The organism is Flavobacterium sp. LC2016-12 (assembly GCF_015351595.1).
In the GTDB taxonomy this organism is placed as follows: Bacteria; Bacteroidota; Bacteroidia; order Flavobacteriales; family Flavobacteriaceae; genus Flavobacterium.
Genome location: NZ_JADKPT010000001.1, coordinates 836807 through 851983, shown reverse-complemented (window position 1 = coordinate 851983; position 15177 = coordinate 836807). Strand labels below are relative to the sequence as shown.

Genomic DNA, 15177 nt, shown 5'->3' with positions numbered 1-15177 from the left:
ATCAGTCTTGGTTTTTATCTTTTAAATCGCCCAGCCTTAAAAGCTTTAAGCTGTCTATGCTATTAATTATAAGCAATATTATAGTGATTAAACCAGCCAAATAGGTAATTGATCCCTGAAATAAAACTTCGATAATTAAAATGAATGCAATAATAAACCGAAGTTCTGTTGGGCCAACAAAACCGGAATCTATACTGTATTCATTGGTAATTTTGTAGCGCAACTGGCTGATGATAATAGACCAGCCATACAAGGCGACAAAAGCAAAGGCTACTATTTGTGTGCCATTTTCGGCATAAATGTAGTAGCCAAAGCCTATAAGTACAATACCAATCCAATCGGCAATAATATCGAGTGCAAAACCATACCAACGACGTGGAATGTTTCTATAATAAGCCAATCTTCCATCTAAAGAATCGCCTAACCAATTTATAGCCAATCCGATAATGCCCAAAAGCAAATACCAATTGCCTACATAAGCGCCTAAAACAAAAGCTAAAAAAACAAGTCCAGAACCCAAAGTACCCAATAAAGTGAGTATGTTTGGAGTAATGAATTTAGGTACTTTTGGAAGCAAAAATACAATGGTTAACTGTTCTGCTTTTTTTAAAATATTAGTGCGCTGACGGTCTGAAAACGTTCTTTGTGCAATTGCACTAAAACCTTCAACCTGAGTTTCTTTTCCCATTAATAAAACAATATTACTAAGCCTGAGAGTAAGCCAATTTTAGTTTATAATATTTTATTTTTCTTTGCGTATTTTTTAAAAAATCCGTGGTTCTTTTTAGCTTACCTGATCTAACCAGATAACTAAATGCGAGGACAATCAGCATAATTATTTAACAATACCTGCAAAACGTTGATAGAAAACCGTCGGACTGTTCTCATCCTTAGGAGCATATTTTCCAGCTATAATTGGAACATAAATAACCCTTCTTCTGCTTTCTTCACCACGGATAGAAGATTCTGCCACTCTGTGCCACAAACGGCCATCGTGAATGGTTAAATCTCCGGCTTCCGGATTTATAGCAACTTCCTGTGGATCGGGTTTATTGTCTAAAAAGTACTTTTTGCGAAAAAGCATTTGATAAACACTTTGCTTATGCGTACCCGGAATGATTTTAAGGCCGCCGTTTTCGGGTTGTAAAGTGCTTAAGTGAATACCTACATTTAGCATTGGATTTAATTTTCCACCATAAAAAATATCTCTCAAACCATCTGTATGCCATCCCATTTTAGTAAACTTACTTTCCGGCCCATTGATATAATGATTAAAAACCATTCCGTCTTTTTCTTCAGTACCTAATCTTGAGCCCTCGCCTGCCAGTGGCAATAAACTATTAAATCTTGGATCAAGTAGAAGACCGCTTAAGGTTTGATGATGCTGATTGATAAAAGCAAAACGCTGTACAATAGGAGAACCATCTAAATCTTTTCCGTATTTAATGGGAACACCATTTACTTTTTGAAGGTCATTGTCAATCCATTTTTGCTCCACTTGTTTTGACGCATCAATGATGGATGAAACCGTTACCGGATTTATAAATTTTTTGAAATGGATGAAGCCATGTTCGTTAAAAAAGTTGATTTGCTCAGCAGTTAATTGCTCAGTAAGGGTAAAAGTTTTATAAGAAGATACCATGTGATATATGATTTAATAAATGAAATAATAGTGTTTTAATTTTCTCTAAGTGATTAGCAACAGCAACAACAGCACATTCGCATTCGAATATTTTCGTGCATTTGACCTTAGTAAAATTAAACATATTTCTTTTATTAGACATACTCTATAGAATTAGTAGATATTTAAACAAATGTAATATAATTTATCTTTTTGCAAAGATTTTTTTTAAATTTTTTTTCCTAAAAATTAAATTTTATAAATTCCAGCTGCGGTTTTTTCGATAAAAGCCTTTGGCAGTACACGATTGGCATAAACCGAAATGATATTGGTAAAACCCGGAATAACTTCTGATTTTTTGTTGAACGTAGCTTTAACGGCCATTTTTGCAACTTCATCAGGCTGCATATTAAACTTTTCAGCCATTTTATTAAGAGGGTTTACACCCGCTCTCGCGGCAAAACCAGTATCAACCGGACCCGGACTAAAACAGGTTACTGAAATTGAAGTTTGGGCAAGTTCAAAACGCAAGGCACGGGTAAACGATAAAACAAAAGCCTTTGTGGCTGAATAAACAGCCAGCGTAGGTACAGCCTGGTAGGCAGCAGTACTCGATATATTTAAAATGTAGGCTTGTTTTTCTTGTAAAAGTATGGGTATTAATAAATATGAAAGTTCTACCACTAAATTCATGTTAAGCTGCATCATGCCAAGCTGATCAGTTAATGAAGACTTACTAAAATCGCCCCACACACCATAACCGGCATTGTTAACTAAAAAGCCAATGGAATAGTTATTGCTTTTTATCCAATCGGTTACTTTTAGCGCTGCACCATTTATCGAAAGATCAATCGATAAAAAAGGGGCATTTATGCCGTATTTAACCTTCAGCTCATCAGATAGTGTTTTTAATTCAACTTCACTCCTTGCAACAAGCAATAGCGGATAACCCTGTTTAGCCAGTTCATAAGCAATAGATTTTCCAATACCTTTGCTGGCACCAGTTATTAAGGCATAAGGTTTCGTTTTTTCGCTCATTTTATTAATTTAATAATCAAATATAAAGATTAATTGTAAACTGTTGGGTGTGCAACGTGTATTATGGTTACCCACTTCTCTCCTATCCTCTGGGACTTATTGACTCTATCTTATTATCCAACTCTAATTACTTATTTTATAATACCCTATCTATACCAATTTTAATTTTTTATTTAATCTCTTCCAGTATAAAAGATATAGAATACCAACGCATAGTATGAAGATATCTATTTTCATGATAAGCGGTATACGCTCAATTATATCACTATAATAACTACCTCCTATCAATGCTCCAAGGCCAATTCCTAATTCCATAGAAATGTACATTGTTGCAATGGCTTTCCCGCGATGTTGTGGACTGCTGAGATCTATTGTCCATGCATTTATTGCAGGAGACAATGTACCTGTACCCATTCCGTAAATCGCTGCGCCTATTAATAGTGCCGTAACATTTGTACTTTCACTTATGACGAATAACGAAAAGGCTGTTACTACCAGTCCGACGAGAATAACACTCGTTCGACCGTAGCGGTCAGAAACTTTTCCCGCAACAAACCGCACCAAAACTGATGCTGCTGTAAAAGAAGTAAAAAATATTCCTTTATTTTCTGCACCCAAATGTTCGCTCCAGTCCGGAATTAAAGTAAGTATTAATCCAAATGCGGTATAAGAGAAAAAAGTTATTATTCCCGCAGGAAGTGCTCCAATATCTATAATATCAGTACGGCTGATATAAAACATAGATTTATGGAGTTTTTCTTTTGTTGCTAAAGTTTCTTTCATATTCATTACTATAACTATAGATAAAAAAGCAAGAAATGAAGAGCTGTAAAACATAGCATCAATTCCAAAGGCATTTACAATTAAGCTTCCTACCGCCGGCCCTAAAGCTCCTCCAATACTAAAACATAATCCATGCATACCCAATGCTTCTCCCCATCGCTCCTGTGGAATAATATCAGCTACATAGGCAGAAGTTGCAGTTGGCTTAAATCCTGTTGAGAAACCATGAACCAATCTTAAGAGAAGAAAACCAGAAACTGAACTTAAAACTGGATATAAAAAACCGCAAATTAAGCAAACAACAGATCCTACAGCCATAACAGGCACACGTCCCCATCGATCTGTCAGTTTTCCGCTAAACGGACGTGATATCGCAGCTGTAAGTGTAAATAATGAAATAATAAGGCCTTTATATTCGGCTCCTCCCAAACCGCTCAAATAACTGGGAAGCTCTGGTATAATCATGTTAAAGCTGGAAGAAAATAAAAGAGAACTCAGGCAGAGCAAAATAAACTGGAGCGTGTAAATAGACTTTTTGTTTTGTGACATTCTGGAATTTTTAAAACAGCCAAATATACTCGTTTTGATGAAATAGTTAATTATATCCTTTTTCATCCAAATTTATCAGCTTACTCACTTACTTTCAGGTTTGTATGCAGCAAAATAAAAATAGTTATTATATAACCAGCTTCCCGAATAAGGGATTAAATTTGAGATACTGTTATAATTTTTTAATTAAAAAGCGTTAAACTATTCAGTTTAACGCTTTTTGTATATTACTAATCGTAAATGAATCCGAAACGTACTCAACTTAACAACATCACGCTGTGATTTTATTTATTTCAGTCAGATTGTTTTAAGGTTCAAATATTATTGTGCATCCCAAGCTGCACTGGCATAATAAATAGAACTAGTTACTGGAGCTTTCCAGTATTCCTGGCTTCCGCCACGGAAAGTATGAAGACTTACTGCATTAACATTTCGTTTTGAATCGTTGGTTACCCAGCGAATTGTTTGATTTAATAACTCCGTCCCATTAACATAATATTTGACATAGCCGTTAGTATTTGTCCCAGTATTTAACTTAACAGAAATCTGACAATTATAAGTCACACCCTCTTGTATGTAATACTTTTTTCCAAAATCATTGCCAAATTGACCAGGCTGATCTTTATAATATACGTAAGGTTGGAGATAGGCTCCGCTACCTTTGGCGCTATTTGATCCATTTGGACAATACCACATAAATCTGGCGCTACCACCATTGCCGTCCCATCCTGGATCGCCACCCGTATTTTGATCACCAATCAGTATACCATATCCGCATTTACCACCTCTGCTCCAATAAAATCCCGAATTAAATTTCATCTGGAACCAAACGGTGTACACTCCTTCTGACCAAACTCCAAAAGATGTACACAAACCACCCCCACACGATAGCGTATTTGTCTTTAATGTAATCGTTCTTGCTCCGGCACCGCCTCCAGCAGCAGTGGCCAATGGAGCGGCGTCCTTAGCGCTTTGAGACACATCGTTCACACCACTTTTGGATACTTCTTTGTTAACAGCTTGTGGGACATATAAATCTTGTTCCTTTTCACAGGAATTAAATACTAATGCTACAACAAATAGCACACTTGTTAATTTTAATAATTTTTTCATTTTTAAAAGGTTAATGATTAATAATTAAATAGTTAGTTTATTACCAATCACATCTACAATTATTATGGGATCGTAATTAACGCTGTAAAGTTGGTAAATAACGATTCTCAAAGGAGAATTTAAAGTACGTTTTTACGTACACAAAAGTCCGACGTGTTATATTTTTTATCTATTTTAGATTTTAAATATTATATCGTTAAAAAAGTGCAAAAAATTAAATAGAATCAATTATTACTGTAACAAAGAAATTTTATCAGAATTGTTACAAATTCTTTCGTGAAGCCGGACATTTCTTCCAAATTTTACAACATCTAAATGTTATTATATAAGGAAGATCTTTTAAAAAGAATTAATTTTGAGATAATTAAATAAAGATACGTCATGAAAAATTTCTTAATATTTCTCATATCAATTTTCTTTTTTTCCTGTCAACAAAAAGAAAATAAGGAAACCACTACTGAGGCTTCAGATTCAATTCCAATAGAGAAAACTAAAGAGGAAAGCAAACCAGTAAAAGAAGAAAACAAACAAATAGGCGACACAATTTTTATGGTCTATAAGAATGAAAAAAATCTCTATATAGCTGAAGGTTCTTTAGATTCTATTCATTCTAAAGTATATATAAAATTTAAAAATGAAAATTCAGGCGAATTAAAAGGACTGATTTTTCCAGCCGGCGGAAAAGGAAATATCCGTTTCAATCAAATCATTTTTCCGGATAACTCCTCAGACGGGCCTTTTGGAATGGATTTGAAAATCGATTTAAAACAAAAAGGAGATCATATTTTAGTTATCGGACATTCCTTAATGGCTGATGAACCTTATTTTGGTAAATTCAAAGTGCAACTTGAGAATTAGAAGTAATAAATTACCTAGAACTTGTAATTAAGATAATTAATCATTCATTTTCCTAAACAACATTTTCATTGATTCTGGATCAATTGTATCCATATCAATCAGTTTTAATGACTTAACCATTTTAAGCGTGCTTGTTTTATATTTTAGAAAATGAGGTGTTTTTAAATGGGATTGATAGGCATCATTATCTTTATACATTTCTAATATTCTAATTTGGGTAGAGTCCTTCTTTTGATACATCGGGAAGATTGCTAAAACTCCAGGCTCTAGCTTTACGGATGCTGCTGACTCTTCTTTTAATATTGCTTTATATTGCAATAAATATTCAGGATAAATTTCAATTTCTGAAATGCGAATCATCATGTCTTTTTTTTGCGCTGAGATAGAATTAGAAGTAAAAATTATAGCCATAATCATTAAATGCAAAAAATTACTTTTTGAAAATCTGTTTTTAAGGCTGAGGATAAACTTTTCCATATGCAAATTCAATTTAATTATTACGTTTGTTTATTTGAAATGCCTAATATAAGGCATTTTTAGCATTATTTTCTCGCTTCCTTCCCTTTTGTTTTTACATTATGGTATTCAATTTTAGGATTATTTCGTCCCTAATTCTTGTTTAATCGCTTTTAAGATGTCATTGAAGTATTTTTTACGTTTTACTTCAAAGACTAATAATTCATAAACAAACAACAGTATTATGAGGTGCTAAATGTGTTTTTCACACATAAAAAAGTAACATAATAGTTCTTAAAGTGGGCTAATAATCACGCAATGTTTCATCATTTTTCTCTAACTTAGCGCGGTAGATCTTAAAATTTAAGATTGAGCCAAACTTTGTTTTTTCTGCAAAGAACTGAACGAAAAAGAATTACTATTTTTTCTACTCCTTTTTTCAGAAAAACATTTTATAATAATTTTAGTTAATTGAAAACTATGAGCAAATTTGATTTTGGAATTGTAGGATTAGGTGTAATGGGGCGTAATTTACTTTTGAATATAGCGAGCCATAACTTTGCAGCAGCAGGTTTAGATTTAGATACCGAAAAAGTTAATTCTCTTCAACAAGAAGCCGGTCCTAATGATACCATTGAAGCAACAACAGATGTTAAACATTTTGTAGAACTTATTCAACAGCCAAGAGCTATTATGTTACTGGTTCCTGCAGGAAAGCCTGTTGACAGCGCAATAGCAAGTTTACTTCCACATTTAGACAAGGGAGATATTATAATTGATGGTGGTAATACTTTTTTTACCGATACAGACAGAAGATTTTTGGAATTATCTGAAAAAGGAATCCACTTCTTTGGAATGGGAATTTCAGGAGGTGAAAAAGGTGCGAGATTCGGCCCTGCTATGATGCCAGGTGGTGATCAGAAAGCATACGAGAGACTTCGTCCTATATTTGAAGCTATTGCAGCAAAAGTAGATGGCGAACCTTGTGTAGAATATTTAGGAAATGGATCTGCGGGTAACTATGTAAAAATGGTTCATAACGGAATCGAATACGGAATCATGCAACTTATTTCTGAAATTTATGACCTTATGAAAAGAGGTTATAATCTAGATGAAGATACTATTCAGAAAACTTTTGAAGAATGGAACCAAACCCACGATCTTAAATCATATTTGATCGAAATTACTGGAAACATTCTGAAACAAAAAGACGAAGACGGAAGCAGACTAATCAATAAAATTTCGGATTGGGCAAAATCTAAAGGAACAGGGAAATGGACTTCGCAAAACGCAATGGATTTGCAAGTGCCGATTCCAACTATTGATGCCGCCGTTTTTATGCGCGATATGTCTAAAACGAAACCGGAAAGAATTGAAGCTGCCAAAAAACTAGTGTGGAACGCTCCGTCACCTGATGTAAATACAAGCGAGGCAATTGCGGCATTAAAATCGGCTTTATACTTATCTATTGTCGTGACTTACGCACAAGGATTAGCACAATTACATACTGCATCTAAAGAATACAATTACGGATTAAACTTAGAAACTGTTGCCAAAATATGGCGCGGTGGCTGTATTATTCGTGCTAACATTTTAGAAGATTTCAGAAAAGCATATGTTGCAAAAACAGATTTACCAAACTTGCTTTTAGATGCTGGAATCGCTTCAAAATTAACCAAAAACCAGGCAGGAATGAGATCAGTGATTCAATTTGCTGTTCAAAAAGGATTACCTGTAGCGGGACTAATGAATTCACTGGCTTATTTTGACGCCTACAGATCTGAAAATCTACCAACAAACCTAATTCAGGCGCAGCGCGATTATTTTGGCGCTCACACTTACGAAAGAATCGATACAACAGGTGTTTTTCACACCCAATGGTCTGAATAAGGAACTATAAGCAACACAACACACAAATGAGTAAGTTCAAAAATATAAATCCAACCATTATTGTCATTTTTGGGGGAACGGGAGACCTGGCAAAAAGAAAACTATTTCCCGCATTTCAAAATCTCTACCTTGATGGTCGAATGTCAAAGAAATTTGAGATTATCGCACTTGGAAGAGCTGAAAAAAGCGATGAAGAGTTCAGAGGCTATGTGCAGGAAAACCTAAATATCTTTTCAAGAAAGAAAGATACTTTGGATCCGGAAACTCAAAAATTCCTTTCTCACATAAGCTATCATAGCCTTGATATAGACAAAGAAGCGTCTTATAAAAGTTTGAATGAAAAAATAAATGCTATTGATGAAAGTTTTGGAGAACGTGCCAATCGTCTTTTTTATCTTTCGATTACGCCTTCTTTCATCACTACAATTTCAAGTAATATTAAGAAAATTGGCCTTGCTGCTAATCCAAAGCAAGATCGTATTATTATTGAAAAGCCTTTTGGTTATGATAAAACTTCTGCAATTGCTCTAAATGAAATGCTTTCGCAGACTTTCAAAGAAGAACAGATTTACAGAATCGATCATTATTTAGGGAAAGAAACCGTTCAGAACATTTTGGCTTTCCGTTTTGGAAATTCAATGTTTGAACCTTTATGGAGCCGAAACTTCATCGACTTTGTTCAAATTACAGTAGCAGAAGAGGTAGGCGTTGAAGAACGCGGTGGTTTTTATGAAGGAGTTGGTGCCTTAAAAGATATGATCCAGAACCATTTGCTTCAAATTCTTTGTATGACCGCTATGGAAGCTCCGGCTTCATTACAGGCAGATGACATTCGAAACCGTAAAGCAGATGTACTAAAATCTATTCGTCGTATCAAACCGGAGGAAGTGGATCATTACGTTGTCAGAGGACAATATGATGCTGGTGCAATAAAAGGAAATCCTGTTCCCGGATACCGTCAGGATAAAGGAATTGCGCCGGATTCTATTACAGAAACCTACGTAGCCATGAAAATTTATCTGGACAACTGGAGATGGCAGGGAATTCCGTTTTACTTACGTACCGGAAAAAGAATGGAAGAAAAACAATCTTCTATTATTATACAGTTTAAGCCAGTTCCACATTCCTCATTTTCTTATGGAAAAGAAGGGATGACGCCAAACAGGCTTATTATCAATATTCAGCCTGCAATGGACATTAAACTGCAGTTTATGACCAAGAAACCAGGTCTGTCACTTTCATTGAGACCAGCTGAAATGATCTTTGATTATTTCGCCTGCTCTACAATGTCGCCGGAAGCTTATGAAACGCTTATCGCAGATGCATTGGCAGGAGATCCTACGTTATTCATGCGTTGGGATCAGGTAGAACAAGCCTGGGATGCTATCGATACGATTCAACAAGTATGGAAAGATACAGTGCCTGTTAATTTTCCAAATTACAAAGCAGGAAGCTGGGGACCTGAAGAAGCTGACGAACTATTGGCGCGTCAGGGACACAAATGGATTCCAAACACACAAACAAAAGAAGAATTTTTAGAAGATGATACAGATATATAATACGACAGAAGAAATTAATACTAAAGCAGCAGACCTTTTTGTAGCAGCAGCGCAAAAAGCAATAGCTGAAAAAGGCCAATTTACAGCCGTACTTACAGGAGGCTCCTCTCCTGCCGGTATTTACAAATTATTAGCTTCTGACACTTACAAAACTAAAATAGACTGGAGTAAAGTTTTTATTTTCTGGGGAGATGAACGTTGGGTTCCTCTTAATGACGACTTAAGTAATGCCAAAATGTCTTACGCTACCTTATTAAGCCACGTTGCTATTCCATCAGAAAATATTTTTGAGATGTACAAAGATGAAGTTACGCCTGAAGATTTTGCTATTACTTACGAACAGTCAATTAGAAAGGTTTTAGGTGACGAAGGAAAATTTGACCTTATCTTATTAGGAATGGGCGATGACGGACACACCGCTTCCCTTTTTCCCGGTCAGGCAGTTTTGGAAGAACAAAACAAATGGGTTGCGGCCTATTATCTTGAACCTCAAAAAATGCACCGTATCACACTTACGGCACCATTAATCAATAAGGCAGAAAAAATCATTGTAGTAGCTTTTGGAGAGAAAAAAGCGCCTGCATTGAAAGAAGTAACAAAAGGAGAATACAATCCTTCACTTTACCCGATGCAGTTGATTAAGCCTGTTTCAGGAGAATTATTATTTCTTGTAGATAAAAGCGCAACTGGTAACTAACTAGAATATTATTTTATAACCAGTTTATATTTCAAAGTATGAACTGGTTATCTATTTTCTTGACTTTTTCTTCCATACAGCAGAATTCTTTTGAATGCATAAATAGCAGGAAGCTTTGGAAACTTTTCTTCAATTCTAGTTTTAAATGCTTTTATAAAGGATTGCTTTTGATCTTCCTGAAGAAGCTCTAAATAGGGAATCAGAGCCGAGCCAGAAATAAAATTATACAGCGTATCATGATCGTGAGCAATTATGGGATAAACTTTCTCCATAATCTGAATTTCTTCTAATCCGCCATCAAACATAATTTGCGCATATTCATCCATACTTAGAACAGGAGAATCTCTTCTCCATCCTTTAAAATAGGCTTTAAAAGGGTCTTCTTCCGCTAACTGATATAAAATTTTATTTAGAATATTTTCCTTCTGAATGGGCATCTGCACTGCAAACTGACCTTTTGAAGTAAGTGAATTAATCAGTTTTGGAAATAATATTTCATGATTATCAGACCACTGAAGCGCAGCATTACTAAAAACTAAATCCCATTTTTTGTTTGATTCGAGTGTATCTTCTACTGACAAACGTTCAAAATGAAGATTAGCAGTCTCTAAAGATTTTGATTGTATCAGCATTTCAGCTGATGAATCAATCCCAAGGAAATCAGTTTTGCTGAACTTTTCGGCTAATATGGCGGTTTGTTCACCAGTGCCACATCCTAAATCAATTGCAGTTGAAGCTTCCTGTAATTCAATAAAATCTATTAGATCATAAAATGGTTTATTACGAAGGTCTTTAAACTTATTATATATTTCCGGATTCCAAGGCATAAGGTTCTCAATTTTATGTTATTAATCACTTCTGTTGCTAACTAAATTACGAAAATAAAACTAGGTGCATAAATAAGAAAATGAAGAAAATTTACCCTTTTCAATTTTTAACTTTATTCTTAGCTTTTTCAATACTATATTTGAAGTGTAAAAATAACACCCCTTCATGATCTTGCCCCTGCTCTTTCAAATTTTTATTTCGTGGCTTATCGCCTGTTGTATTATAAAAGTATTCAATAAGTCAATAGCAACACCAGACTCAAAAATTTATCAGGAACCTACGTTGCTTACAAGTATTCTTTCTACTATTGCTATTGAGTTATCGCTAAAAACCAAATTAAGAATCGGAAAGGTACTGCACCATAGCTTTGGACTATGTTTTGCAACCGTTTATTACCTGATATGGTATTGTGAATTCACCGAAATTTCCTGGGCGACCAGCATAATTATAGGTGTTATCAGTGCATTGATCCGAATTATAAGCTGGACCTTTCTGCTTGAAATTATACCTTCCGTGCATACTGCTAATTTTAAAGGATATTATCTTCAGCTTGTATTTGTACACAGTATTTTCATCATTGCTGCTTTCTCTTTGGACTGGCTATTGCTTTAATAGCTTTTAAAACATTCATTTAGTGAACTATAATGCACAATCTCATTTAGTTAAAAATGAGATTTTTTTTATTTACCATTAAATACCGATTGGTATTTGCGCTATATTTGTCATAAATCTTAGCCCGTAAATTAGAAATCATGAATACTTCAGACATCATATTAAATAAAGTAGCTCCAATTTTTAATAAACAAGGATACGTAGGCACCAGCTTAACCGATATAACAAAGGCTACCGGACTTACTAAAGGTGCGATTTACTGCAATTTTTCGAACAAAGAAGATTTAGCATTAAAAGCCTTTCAATTAAATATAAACTTAGCCATAACACCTTTATTCAAGCTTGTTGCCGCTAAACAAGGCAGTATAAATAAATTGCATGCTATAACAGAGTATCAGCGCAGCTATTATGATCTGGTTAAAGACATGGGCGGTTGTCCAATGTTACGAGCAGGAGTTGATACAAAATTCATCAATCCGCTACTATTTAAATCGGCACAAAATCTATCCCAAAAATTTACTATTGGTTTAACTAATATTATAAGTGATGGCATCCTTAACAATGAAATTCAGCCAAATACTGACGCAACAAAATATGCCAAAATAATTTTATCCCTAATTGAAGGAAGTTCGCTTTTGGCCTTTACACACAATGACGCAACCTACATAAATGATGCAATGGATTTTATAGATATTACTATAATTAGCAGCATCAGGAAATAAAAATTTTTAACCCGTCAAATACCGATCGGTATTTGATGTAATATATTTAGAAGATGGAAAAAATATTAAAGACAAAAAGAAAAGTTAGATTTCAGGACTGTGATCCTTTTAATCATTTGAACAACTCCAAGTATTTAGAATATTTCATTAATGTCCGTGAAGATCAAATTGCTGAAAATTATGATCTTGACATTTTTAAATACATGAAGACTACAGGTCTGAGCTGGGTAGTTGCCTCGAATCAGATAAGCTATTTGAAACCGGCATTCACAATGGAAACGATACTGATTGAATCGCAGTTAATTCAATATACAGACAATCTCCTACTCGTTGAAATGAAAATGTGGAATGAAGATGAAACAGAATTAAAAGCCATACTATGGATAAAGTTTATTCACTACAACATTCAGGCAAAAAAAGTAGCAAACCATTCTGAGGAATTGATTAAATTATTTGAATCTGTTGTTTTACCTGTCGATCAGGCTATTTTTGAAAATAGATATTTAGAAATTGTTCAAAAAGCAAAAAACAGAACGTATGCCTAAACTAGAAACAATAGAAGAATTTATTGCAATGGTCGAATCTAATGAACATGATAAGGCAATTGAAAAATTCTACACATCCGATGCTTCAATGCAGGAAAACCAGGCCGAACCTCGTGTAGGCAGGGGTTTACTTGTTGCTAATGAAAAAAATACGCTTCAAAAAGTCAAATCATTAGTATCCAAATGCATTCGTCCCTATTTTGTAAATGGTGATCAGGTTGTTATTCAATGGTATTTCCGATTTGAATGGAAAAATGGAAGTATTTCTGAAATTGAAGAAATTACCCGTCAAAGCTGGGAGGGCGAACTCATACAATCAGAAAAATTCTTTTATGATCCTAAGCAGTTTGCAGGCATAAAATAATTATAAACAACTCTAAAAACGTTTTTATATTAAAGCAAAAAGCTCCGCAAAATATATCTTTGCGGAGCTTTTTTATTATACTATTTTATTTGATGTATCCCTTTAGATCTTCAATACTATTTGACATCAAACCATAGTTTTGTAGTTAGCAAGTCTTTACCCTGAACCGCGATTGCTGCCTGATAGCTAGTCCCATTTAAAGATTGCTCTGTGCCCGGATAAAAGAAACGTGAAGGTATTTTTCCGTCTAAAACCGTTGCCGGACCAGCTGTCAATACTGGATAGTCCAATCTTCTCCACTCCGTAAAAGCATCAAGACCTTGTCCATAGAATGCAATCCATTTTTGTGTACCGATAGATTTAGCATAATTTGTTGCATCGTATTTTACGGTGGTTTGATTAAGATAATTAGCTATAACGGTTGCATCGGTAATCCCAAATTGATTGAACGATGCCGTAATTGCATTTTTATAAAGCTGTTCTGCATCTCCAGAAATATAACCACGAGCTACCGCTTCAGAAAGATTAAACAGTACTTCAGAATAAGAAACAAGTACTGCCGGCGATGCTGAAGTTAGGAAATAAGTTCCCGGTTTTGAAGTTTTAGCAAAACCCTGACTATTAGCATCACTGTTTGATAATCCATTTGCACCCCCAACGTACTTACCTACACTTACATCTGATGGCAATTGCGCATAGACAGGCAAACGTGGATCGGATAATTCATTTAACTTATCAACCATTGTTTTTGAAATACGATAATCATCACGAGTTTCGAACCATGCAGAAGCAGGATTTTGCTGAGGCGAACTAGTGTAAGTAAACTTAAAAGTATCACTATTGCTGCCAAGTACTCCTGCAGCATCGCTTGTAGCTTCAATCGCAGCTTGTTTAGCCAAAGCTGGTTCTCTGTCAGATATTCTCAATGCAATACGCAAACGAAGTGAATTCACCAGTTTTTTCCATTTTAAAATATCACCTTTATAGGATAAGTCACCTGTTACGGTTCCATTTGCTGTATTTAATAAAGATTGTGCTTGTTTCAAATCTTCTAGTAATCCTGTATATACTTCCTTTTGAGTATTATACGCCGGAGTTACTTTTAGACCTGCTTCTTTATAAGGAATGCTTCCATAAGCATCTGTCAACAATAAAAATGTCCATGAACGTAATGTTAATGCAATCCCTTTATAATTTGAGTTTGCCTGTTCTTGTGAAAAATTGATAATTGTATTCAAATCCGTAATCAAAGTTGCATATCCAGTATTCCACAAAGTAGTGAAAGAAGTATTAGACACATCATATCTGTCCGGTTCCGTATATTGGATTTTAGCCCAATGTTGCACAAATAACAGTGACGAATCAAAGTTATTTGTCGAGCCCCAATATAAATCAGCCCCTTGTTTTAGGGTTCCTGTTAAAAGGTAAGGTGCCAATGGTGTTTCAGTTGCATTTGGATTTTTATTAATATCGTCCAAAGTATCACTGCATGAAGTCAGTGTAAATGCAAATAGCGTTGTATATAATATTTTTTTTAACATG

Annotated in this window: 16 protein-coding genes; 8 read left to right on the top strand and 8 right to left on the bottom strand. The window is 34.7% G+C overall.

From position 1 onward, the window contains the following. Position 1 precedes the first annotated feature (1 nt). The 5 genes from IRZ99_RS03510 to IRZ99_RS03490 form a co-directional block, all read right to left on the bottom strand. Positions 2-688, bottom strand: a complete 687-nt coding sequence (locus tag IRZ99_RS03510; protein WP_194655944.1) for a CDP-alcohol phosphatidyltransferase family protein — start codon at positions 686-688, stop codon at positions 2-4. A 147-nt stretch (positions 689-835) separates the two neighbouring features. After that, positions 836-1642 (bottom strand): phytanoyl-CoA dioxygenase family protein, encoded by an 807-nt coding sequence (locus IRZ99_RS03505; protein ID WP_194655943.1) that lies wholly within the window; start codon positions 1640-1642, stop codon positions 836-838. Between the two features lie 228 nt (positions 1643-1870). Further along, the gene (locus tag IRZ99_RS03500; protein ID WP_194655942.1) at positions 1871-2659 is read right to left on the bottom strand and encodes an SDR family oxidoreductase; all 789 of its coding nucleotides are present in this window, start codon (positions 2657-2659) and stop codon (positions 1871-1873) included. A 150-nt stretch (positions 2660-2809) separates the two neighbouring features. Further along, entirely contained in the window at positions 2810-3991 is a 1182-nt protein-coding gene (locus IRZ99_RS03495; RefSeq protein ID WP_194655941.1) for an MFS transporter, read from the bottom strand. 321 nt (positions 3992-4312) lie between these two features. Further along, positions 4313-5077 (bottom strand): polysaccharide lyase, encoded by a 765-nt coding sequence (locus IRZ99_RS03490; protein ID WP_370527652.1) that lies wholly within the window; start codon positions 5075-5077, stop codon positions 4313-4315. A 408-nt stretch (positions 5078-5485) separates the two neighbouring features. Here IRZ99_RS03490 and IRZ99_RS03485 point away from each other — a divergent pair, with 408 nt between their 5' ends. After that, a complete protein-coding gene (locus IRZ99_RS03485) occupies positions 5486-5962 on the top strand; it encodes a hypothetical protein (RefSeq protein ID WP_194655939.1) in 477 nt (158 codons plus the stop codon). Positions 5963-5998: 36 nt separating this feature from the next. On the opposite strand, the gene IRZ99_RS03480 is transcribed toward IRZ99_RS03485, so the two are convergent. Continuing rightward, positions 5999-6439: a putative quinol monooxygenase gene (locus tag IRZ99_RS03480; RefSeq protein ID WP_228519004.1), complete on the bottom strand. Its 441-nt coding sequence runs from the start codon at positions 6437-6439 to the stop codon at positions 5999-6001. A gap of 459 nt (positions 6440-6898) precedes the next feature. On the opposite strand from IRZ99_RS03480, the gene gndA reads away from it, so the two are divergent. From gndA to pgl, 3 genes are read left to right on the top strand one after another with little or no spacing between them, the layout of a single operon-like run. After that, positions 6899-8308 carry an NADP-dependent phosphogluconate dehydrogenase gene (gene gndA, locus IRZ99_RS03475; protein ID WP_194655938.1) on the top strand — a complete coding sequence of 470 codons (1410 nt, stop codon included), beginning with the start codon at positions 6899-6901 and terminating at the stop codon, positions 8306-8308. 26 nt (positions 8309-8334) lie between these two features. Next, on the top strand, positions 8335-9867 hold the full coding sequence (gene zwf, locus IRZ99_RS03470; RefSeq protein ID WP_194655937.1) for a glucose-6-phosphate dehydrogenase: 1533 nt from the start codon (positions 8335-8337) through the stop codon (positions 9865-9867). Next, the gene (gene pgl, locus IRZ99_RS03465; RefSeq protein ID WP_194655936.1) at positions 9851-10564 is read left to right on the top strand and encodes a 6-phosphogluconolactonase; all 714 of its coding nucleotides are present in this window, start codon (positions 9851-9853) and stop codon (positions 10562-10564) included. Before zwf ends, pgl begins: the two co-directional genes overlap by 17 nt. A 47-nt stretch (positions 10565-10611) precedes the next feature. Here pgl and IRZ99_RS03460 read toward each other — a convergent pair whose 3' ends face one another. Further along, positions 10612-11391: a methyltransferase domain-containing protein gene (locus tag IRZ99_RS03460; RefSeq protein WP_194655935.1), complete on the bottom strand. Its 780-nt coding sequence runs from the start codon at positions 11389-11391 to the stop codon at positions 10612-10614. A 166-nt stretch (positions 11392-11557) separates the two neighbouring features. Between IRZ99_RS03460 and IRZ99_RS03455 the strand changes: the two genes are divergently transcribed. From IRZ99_RS03455 to IRZ99_RS03440, 4 genes are all read left to right on the top strand, one after another. After that, entirely contained in the window at positions 11558-12004 is a 447-nt protein-coding gene (locus IRZ99_RS03455; protein ID WP_194655934.1) for a hypothetical protein, read from the top strand. A gap of 140 nt (positions 12005-12144) precedes the next feature. After that, positions 12145-12726, top strand: coding sequence for a TetR family transcriptional regulator (locus IRZ99_RS03450; protein WP_194655933.1), 582 nt, complete (start codon positions 12145-12147; stop codon positions 12724-12726). A gap of 53 nt (positions 12727-12779) precedes the next feature. Further along, a complete protein-coding gene (locus IRZ99_RS03445) occupies positions 12780-13271 on the top strand; it encodes a thioesterase family protein (RefSeq protein WP_194655932.1) in 492 nt (163 codons plus the stop codon). Beyond that, positions 13264-13635, top strand: a complete 372-nt coding sequence (locus IRZ99_RS03440; RefSeq protein WP_194655931.1) for a nuclear transport factor 2 family protein — start codon at positions 13264-13266, stop codon at positions 13633-13635. Before IRZ99_RS03445 ends, IRZ99_RS03440 begins: the two co-directional genes overlap by 8 nt. 116 nt (positions 13636-13751) lie before the next feature. Here IRZ99_RS03440 and IRZ99_RS03435 read toward each other — a convergent pair whose 3' ends face one another. Next, complete coding sequence (locus IRZ99_RS03435; RefSeq protein WP_194655930.1) at positions 13752-15176, bottom strand: SusD/RagB family nutrient-binding outer membrane lipoprotein; 1425 nt, start codon at positions 15174-15176, stop codon at positions 13752-13754. Between the last annotated feature and the right edge of the window lies 1 nt (position 15177).

Coding starts and splice junctions, on each gene's coding strand:
- IRZ99_RS03510 (WP_194655944.1), bottom strand. CDS start 688: ATGGGAAAAGAAACTCAGGTTGAAGGTTTTAGTGCAATTGCACAAAGA.
- pgl (WP_194655936.1), top strand. CDS start 9,851: ATGATACAGATATATAATACGACAGAAGAAATTAATACTAAAGCAGCA.
- IRZ99_RS03440 (WP_194655931.1), top strand. CDS start 13,264: ATGCCTAAACTAGAAACAATAGAAGAATTTATTGCAATGGTCGAATCT.
- IRZ99_RS03460 (WP_194655935.1), bottom strand. CDS start 11,391: ATGCCTTGGAATCCGGAAATATATAATAAGTTTAAAGACCTTCGTAAT.
- IRZ99_RS03450 (WP_194655933.1), top strand. CDS start 12,145: ATGAATACTTCAGACATCATATTAAATAAAGTAGCTCCAATTTTTAAT.
- IRZ99_RS03480 (WP_228519004.1), bottom strand. CDS start 6,439: ATGGAAAAGTTTATCCTCAGCCTTAAAAACAGATTTTCAAAAAGTAAT.
- IRZ99_RS03435 (WP_194655930.1), bottom strand. CDS start 15,176: ATGTTAAAAAAAATATTATATACAACGCTATTTGCATTTACACTGACT.
- IRZ99_RS03500 (WP_194655942.1), bottom strand. CDS start 2,659: ATGAGCGAAAAAACGAAACCTTATGCCTTAATAACTGGTGCCAGCAAA.
- zwf (WP_194655937.1), top strand. CDS start 8,335: ATGAGTAAGTTCAAAAATATAAATCCAACCATTATTGTCATTTTTGGG.
- IRZ99_RS03485 (WP_194655939.1), top strand. CDS start 5,486: ATGAAAAATTTCTTAATATTTCTCATATCAATTTTCTTTTTTTCCTGT.
- gndA (WP_194655938.1), top strand. CDS start 6,899: ATGAGCAAATTTGATTTTGGAATTGTAGGATTAGGTGTAATGGGGCGT.
- IRZ99_RS03455 (WP_194655934.1), top strand. CDS start 11,558: ATGATCTTGCCCCTGCTCTTTCAAATTTTTATTTCGTGGCTTATCGCC.
- IRZ99_RS03445 (WP_194655932.1), top strand. CDS start 12,780: ATGGAAAAAATATTAAAGACAAAAAGAAAAGTTAGATTTCAGGACTGT.
- IRZ99_RS03505 (WP_194655943.1), bottom strand. CDS start 1,642: ATGGTATCTTCTTATAAAACTTTTACCCTTACTGAGCAATTAACTGCT.
- IRZ99_RS03495 (WP_194655941.1), bottom strand. CDS start 3,991: ATGTCACAAAACAAAAAGTCTATTTACACGCTCCAGTTTATTTTGCTC.